Origin of the sequence: Mesorhizobium sp. M5C.F.Ca.IN.020.32.2.1 (assembly GCF_004023105.1) — a bacterium.
Taxonomy (GTDB): Bacteria; Pseudomonadota; Alphaproteobacteria; order Rhizobiales; family Rhizobiaceae; genus Mesorhizobium; species Mesorhizobium wenxiniae.
The window spans coordinates 1-6,301 of sequence record NZ_RZSX01000340.1 but is presented as its reverse complement, the minus strand read 5'-3'; the positions used below and the strand labels follow the sequence as shown (position 1 = coordinate 6,301).

Sequence of the window (6,301 nt, the reverse complement as noted above, 5' to 3'; positions counted from 1 at the left end):
GGCGATTCAATGAAGTTTGTTAGAGCGGCAAAGGTTTTCGTTTCGGTTATAGCGCTTCAGTTCCCTCTAGGCATTGTAATGCTTGTTTTTGGCAACGACGCGCTGCCGAGCGTTTTTAGGGCAAACGCTATCGAGCTTCTAGCAGGGAAGGAGTTTCGTATCGGACAAGCAACACTTGCTGGCTATTTTACTACTGCGCCCGTTAACTCAATTGCATCGCTGTGTGCATTTGGTTTTGCTTCGGCGCTTGTGTTGAGGTCAAGGAGTTCAAAAGAGCGGCTAGTTCAGTTGGCTATCGCTCTGATGATACTCGCTGTAATATGGATGACCGCCCGTAGAGGTGCTTTATTTAGTGCCATTTTTATCGCTTTCATTCTACTGGCAATCGAAATTCGGGTTCATCGCGGCCGTCTGATTTTCGCGCTTTTCGCGGCGAGTCCCGTAGCGGTTTTTTCTCTAGCGCTCTTTTGGGACCGTGTTAACAGCGTGATCTTTGGCGAAAGAATGGTGTTACTAAGTGAAGGTCAGTTAGACATAGGCGAAAGAATAAATGCGATCTTCTTGAAGTTTGTTGTCGAATGGGTAAATTTGGCGCCTTTTGGAAATTTCACCGGGTATGCTTCTGGAGCTGGGAAGGCGTTCGAGGTGCGTGACCTTAGTATGGCTGCGGAAGTAGGCGCTGCGATGATTGTGGCGGAGAATGGAGTTCTGGGACTCATATTGTTCACGGCGATATTTATCATTTTGCAAATTGAGATGATAAGGAGAATCAAAAAATCGGGTCAGTATTGGTGTGGACCGCTGGTGGCATTGCATTTTGTTTTGTTTGTGCTGTTCTTCTTCAAGGAGAATTCGGTACTATTTCCTGGATTAATTGGATCGCTGTGCTACTGGTCATTGCCCGGGCTGGTGGCCGTAGGAACTTCCGAAATCGCGAGTGCTGGTAATTGGCGTACCACCCGGGCAGGCGCAGATCGCTATGGACGAGAGAGACGGAGGTGAAGGTACTGGAGAGGATGGATGGCATGTATCCAGTTGTTCTAATAGCGCCGACGTTCTCGGATGAGCAGGTTCTCCGTTTTCCTTTTGTTTCACCAGCGGCGTCCGCTTGGATACGAGGCTTGGTTGACGCGTTGGAGACGTTTGGTCGTGTGGACAGAAGTTTTTGGTTTTCAAACGAATCGTCGTGGCCACGTGGACCTTTTCTGCAGCCTGGAATGGAGATCAAATCGTCCTCGACTGGGATGAAGCTGGTGAGATTCCTCAACCTTCCGGCTATCAAGCGCAGGTCCATTAGCCGTGCGCTGGAGAGAGCCGTTTGTGCCGAAGTAAGTCGTGAGGCTTTCGTTTTTGTCTATGGGCAGGGAACGCTTTCCGCGGCTGCAGTTAAACGCATCGGCAACTTGGTCCAGCGCGTGGTCGTTATCGTTCCCGACGCGCCATCTAATTCAGCTGGGTTAGACTTAGTCAAGGAAGTCGCAAAAGTTGCGACAGGTGGATTACTCTATTTGCCCGCAAGCATAGGATCTCTGCTGGAGGGGCGGCGCTGTATGGCGTTTCATGGGACGATTCCCCACGTCGCGGAAGTCTCAGCTCCAAAAGTCGGAACAAGGAAGAAGCTCGTATTCGTCGGCGGAGTCGACAAGGTAAGTGGATCTGATTTCCTGGTTCGAGCACTTAAGCGAATCGACCTGTCAGACATCGACGTTGTTGTTGCGGGTCGGGTTAGCGACGTGCAGTCAGCGATTGCATTAAAAGAAATGGGCGCTCAAGTCACAGGGTTTTTGAATGCAGCCGAGCTAGACGCCTTGTGCTCTGACGCGTATGCGTTTTTGAATCCTCGCGACCCAAGCTTCTCAGCGTCCGACACAAATTTTCCCTCAAAACTATTGAAATATATGTCTTATTCTCGCCCTATTTTATCGACGGATACGGCAGGCATGCCGCGTGACCTCGTTTCCGTTCTAGGTTGTAGTGGTGTCGCAAGCCCGGATCGTTTTGCTGACAAGCTTGATGGGGTTCTACGCCAGCCAGAGTCGCAGTGGATTGCCGCGGCTACACAAGTCAGAAAATTTGCAATCGAAGAATACTCTGTCCAGAGTAGCGCCAGAAAAATTGCCAAATTCATTGGCGTTCCCACGCCTTGTTTAACATAAAGGGCTCGTCAAATGAGTAGACTGAAGGAAGTGTTTCGAAAGGCCGGATTTAACGTAACCCGAATTGGCCCGAATACTGACCCGTGGTCGCGAAGAATTGAGTTGCTGCGGCAGCGAAAGGTCGGTTGTGTTCTCGATGTGGGCGCACACTATGGTGGCTTTGGAAATGCACTTTACAGGGCAGGCTTTGATGGGGCTCTGATCTCTTTTGAACCTCTGCCTCAGGCCCTCGATGCGCTACGCCGTCGCGCGTCCCGCCAAAATCGATGGTCGGTTGTGCCGGTTGCGATCGGCGACCGTGATGCTACGGCAGAATTCTCCGTCTCTTCGCGAACCACTTCGAGTTCGCTATTTGCAATGACAGCCCTAGCGGAGAGAGCAGCAAATGCGAGAGAGGAAAGCAGGATATCAGTCCCGATGCGTTCAATCGATAGCTATTGCAAGGAGAATTTGCCTGGCGTCGAGAAGGTGTATCTAAAGTGCGATGTTCAAGGAGCAGAGTCTCTGGTTATTCAGGGCGCAATGGAGACTATGGTACGTGCGGAGGTGGTCGAATTGGAGCTATCTCTGGTTCCATTGTACGAGTCTTACTGGGAGTTTTCGGAAGCCCTGAGATGGTTTTCTGATCACGGGTTTAATATCTGGTCGATCGAGCCCGGTTTCGCTGATCAGGAATCCGGTCGCGTCTATCAGGTTGACGTGATTTTTGCGCGACAAATATAGATGTACGCTGTAGTGACCGAGTGATATGACTATATATATAATACAGAGGCGGATCGCCGAATATCGAATAGGGGTATTTAACGCAATTGCGCGTCGGCGAAGGGACTTGATCGTTTGTTCTCAGGAGCCACCAAAAAGCCCGACTGATTTCAAATGGATGCATTTACAGTTCGACAAAAAGAAATTTGGACAGCATGCGTGGAACATTCCATTTGATGTAGAGAATGATATACTGATTACCGGCCTTGATCTTCGTAATCCATCGCTTCTTTCGATAATCTTCAGCTCCCGTGGTCAGGTGGTAATCTGGAGTCATGGCTTCGGAAGAAGATGGGGAAGTTTTTTTATACGACCCTTGCGGCTAATCGCGGCTGCCCGGGTAACGGCTTCTATCTTCTACACAGAGTCCGGCAGAGACCAATTTGCGCGCTGGCTTGCAAATGACAAACTCTTTGTAGCGAGAAATACGATCGCGCTTGCGAGCTTTGAAGCGGATCCGACGGTGTGCCGTGACAGCTATCTTTACTTCGGTGACTACCGCGATGAAAAGGGGTTGATGGAGCTTCTGGACGCTTTTGCTGTCGTAGCGGCAGAGCACCCTAGCGTGCGCCTCGTATTGGTCGGAAGTGGGTCGACAGAGGCGTCCATGAAAACAAGGGCAAATAGGGGTGGCTTTTCTGACCGCATTGAATTTCATCCTAGGACGAGTACACCCGAGGGACTAAAAAAATTCCTTGATCGAGCGATCGCAACTGTGTCGCCGTGGCACGTCGGTCTCTCTGTCGTTCAATCGTTTTGGGCCGGCGTTCCAGTGGTAACTCGCCCTGGCAATCGGCACGCGCCTGAGTTCGAATATTGTGTGGAAAACGAGAATTCCTTGTTTTATCGCGGTGGCGCCAATGAGTTGGCACGGGTGATGGAGCGCTTGCTTAATAGTGATCTACGAGAAGAGATGGCGAGAAATGCCCGCAAGTATTATATAGAGAAGCTGGATATCGAAAACATGGTGCAGGGGTTCGAGGCAGCGATTGCATTTTGCGAGGAACGTCGAACTCTCCGACCGAGCATCTGAAGGTCGGAGCAATGCCAAGAAATACTGCTGGGATGCGGATCGGGCGTTTTGAGTTGTTGAAAGCAGCTGGACAAGAATTATAGATAGGGAAAATGCGTGTCAATATTTACAAATGTTCGTTCCCGAATCGGAAGCTTCAAAAAGCCAATAGAGCCAACGTTTGCAACCGTAAGGTTACGCGGGCTTGCGATCGTAGTGCCGCTTCATGAGACAGTCGGTTGGAGATTGTACTGGGATAGAGCCTATGAGAACGAACTTCTCGATTACTTCGATAAAGAACTGTCTGAAGGCAGTTTTTGCGTCGATGTTGGAGCCAACCTTGGCTATATTTCCTGCTACCTTTGGAAATTAGTTGGTAAGGGAGGGGAAGTATTGTCTTTTGAACCGGATCCATTGATCGCCAGTCTGGCAGAATTCAACATTGAATTAAATGGATACGACGGCAGCAAAGTCGCTAAGGTAGCGCTATCAGACACCGACGGAGATGCCCAGTTTTTTCGCTCCGGTGACTCTGGCTATTCCGGACTTCGTGATACAAAGCGGCGCGCAGTAAGATCAATGATCACGGTCCCGCAGAGGCGGTTGGACGACTTTCTTTTGGCTGCAGGGCGGAGAGCAGACCTGATCAAGATTGATGTCGAGGGAGCGGAATTCGCTGTAATGCGAGGCGCCCAAACCGTTCTTTGTAACCCTGAACTCAAGCCAAGAGTAATCGTTCTAGAAACCAGTGAGATTAATCAGAAGGCATTCGGGTACACATCCGCGGACCTCGTGTCATTTATGGCGACCTTTGGTTATCGTGCCGTGACATTCGATCAGGAAAAGCTTGATGGCTTATCCGGTAATATTGTGTTTCGCTCTTGACAGTGTCAGGCAGCTCACGGACATGACGAGATTTTAATTGCAGTGTGTACTGTTTTGAGAAGCGGATGAAAATAGTACAAATCGTTGCGTCAATCGAAGCGGAGGCCTCTGGTCCCTCGTACTCTGTTTTACAGCTTGCTAGGGCAATGGAGAAAATTGGAAGGGAAGTGGAGCTTTTTTCATTAGGGGCCCCAATCGATACCTCGGACGGAAAATTTAGAAATAGGAAATTTAATCGTGATTATGAAAGGTTCGGGCACCTTAAAAAACTAGGCCTATCTTCCAAGATGAGGAAGGGGTTGGTCGAGGTCGCAGCTGGGGCCGAGGTACTTCACACGCACGGACTGTGGATGATGCCAAATGTTTATCCAGCTCGGGTCTCCAATGCGTTTAAAGTTCCATTTGTCGTATCGCCTCGAGGCATGCTCAGTCCAGCTGCTCTAGAATATTCAAGAGCGGTAAAGTCTGTCTTTTGGATCATCGCGCAGCGATCAGCACTCAAGGCAGCAAATCTTATTCACGCTACAAGCGAGCAAGAATATGAGGACATCCGGGCTTTTGGTCTAAGGCAACCGGTTGTAATTTTACCCAACGGGGTTGGGGTCTCCCATCCGCAGCCCTCCGAATTGCCATGTTGCGACGGTGAGCGTTCGGCTGTTGTTCTGTATCTCGGCCGCTTACATCCGATCAAGCGTATTGAGACTCTCCTAAAGGCATGGGCTCAACTAGAGGACGTCTTTCCTAATTGGACACTCGAGATTCGGGGCCCAGGTGAGCCAAATTATGTCAAGAAGTTGAAGCAAGAGGCCGTAGAGCACGGGCTACAGCGATGCATTTTTGGTGATCCGGTCTATGGCGAAAAAAAGTACGAACTCTATAGAAGAGCGGCGGTATCTGTGTTGCCGTCCGCATCAGAAAATTTCGCAATGACTGTTGCGGAGAGCCTAGCATGCGCAACCCCCGTAATTACCACGAAAGCGACCCCGTGGCGTGGACTTGAGACGTATGGATGTGGATGGTGGGTCGATCTGGGAGTGGAGCCACTGAGGCATGCGCTTCACGCCGCCCTCACATCAGGGATGATCGAGCTTCACCAAATGGGTACCCGCGGCCAAAATTGGATGATCCGCGATTTCGCATGGTCGGGAATAGCAGAGCGGATGATTGAAGCCTATAGTTGGTTACGAGGTCAAGGCTCGCCACCGCCTACGGTCATTCTTTAGCCTCTGCAAGCGACTAGTTTGAACTATTGCGCCGCAGAGACGCCCGCAGTGTCTCACCAACCAGCATTTGAATCCAAACTGAAGGCAGGGAAGTGGTTACGAATTTGGCGATGAAACAGGGGCAGGGGGCTGAGTTGCTTCGGAAAATAAACTCTCATGAAGCCGTCGTAGGTGTTATTGGGCTTGGATACGTTGGACTTCCGCTAGCGATCGCCGCGGCTCGAGCGGGTTTTAATGTTATTGGACTTGATACAGACTTTAGA

7 protein-coding genes are annotated in these 6,301 nt (G+C 50.3%); all 7 read left to right on the top strand.

What is annotated here, in order from left to right; genetic code table 11:
* On the top strand, positions 1 to 1,002 hold a 1,002-nt coding region (locus EOA86_RS17935), incomplete at its 5' end, for a hypothetical protein (RefSeq protein WP_164891808.1).
* A complete protein-coding gene (locus tag EOA86_RS17930; RefSeq protein WP_128342871.1) occupies positions 999 to 2,156 on the top strand; it encodes a glycosyltransferase in 1,158 nt (385 codons plus the stop codon). The genes EOA86_RS17935 and EOA86_RS17930, both read left to right, overlap by 4 nt.
* A gap of 12 nt (positions 2,157 to 2,168) precedes the next feature.
* On the top strand, positions 2,169 to 2,879 hold the full coding sequence (locus tag EOA86_RS17925; protein WP_128342869.1) for an FkbM family methyltransferase: 711 nt from the start codon (positions 2,169 to 2,171) through the stop codon (positions 2,877 to 2,879).
* Between the two features lie 106 nt (positions 2,880 to 2,985).
* Positions 2,986 to 3,951, top strand: coding sequence for a glycosyltransferase family 4 protein (locus tag EOA86_RS17920; protein WP_164891807.1), 966 nt, complete (start codon positions 2,986 to 2,988; stop codon positions 3,949 to 3,951).
* Positions 3,952 to 4,047: 96 nt separating this feature from the next.
* Positions 4,048 to 4,815 (top strand): FkbM family methyltransferase, encoded by a 768-nt coding sequence (locus tag EOA86_RS17915; RefSeq protein ID WP_082982130.1) that lies wholly within the window; start codon positions 4,048 to 4,050, stop codon positions 4,813 to 4,815.
* A 65-nt stretch (positions 4,816 to 4,880) separates the two neighbouring features.
* Positions 4,881 to 6,038, top strand: coding sequence for a glycosyltransferase (locus EOA86_RS17910; RefSeq protein WP_082982131.1), 1,158 nt, complete (start codon positions 4,881 to 4,883; stop codon positions 6,036 to 6,038).
* 110 nt (positions 6,039 to 6,148) lie between these two features.
* Positions 6,149 to 6,301, top strand: a 153-nt coding sequence (locus tag EOA86_RS17905; protein ID WP_206630060.1) for a hypothetical protein, incomplete at its 3' end; no start/stop codon positions are given.